Annotated in this window: 1 protein-coding gene; it reads right to left on the bottom strand. The window is 50.4% G+C overall.

Features of this window, described 5'->3' with window-relative positions; all coding sequences use genetic code 11:
• A partial coding sequence (locus tag SB775_RS31445) for an S-layer homology domain-containing protein (RefSeq protein WP_410865197.1) occupies window positions 1-248 on the bottom strand: 248 nt, incomplete at its 3' end.
• Between the last annotated feature and the right edge of the window lie 8 nt (window positions 249-256).

Below are 256 nucleotides of genomic sequence, written 5' to 3'. Positions count from 1 at the left end.
AAGCCGAATGTCAGGACGACCATTTTGGCTAGCTCTGCACGCGTAATTTGATTGTGAATTCCCATGGAGCGGTCTTGATAGCCTTGCAGCACGCGGAGCTGGGAAAGCTCGCTTACGGCTTGCTGGATTTCTTGTGCAGTCAGTGGAGCTGCTGCAGCGGATACGTTTTGGGCTGCCAATGGAAGGGATGCTGTACCCAGTACAGTCGCGAGCATCAGCGTAGCTAGTTTATTTGAAACCTTATTCATCAAAAAAG

The sequence above is a fragment of the Peribacillus sp. SIMBA_075 genome, assembly GCF_046534585.1.
The sequence above is the reverse complement of the archived record's forward strand: the minus strand, read 5'-3'. Positions and strand labels throughout refer to the sequence as shown.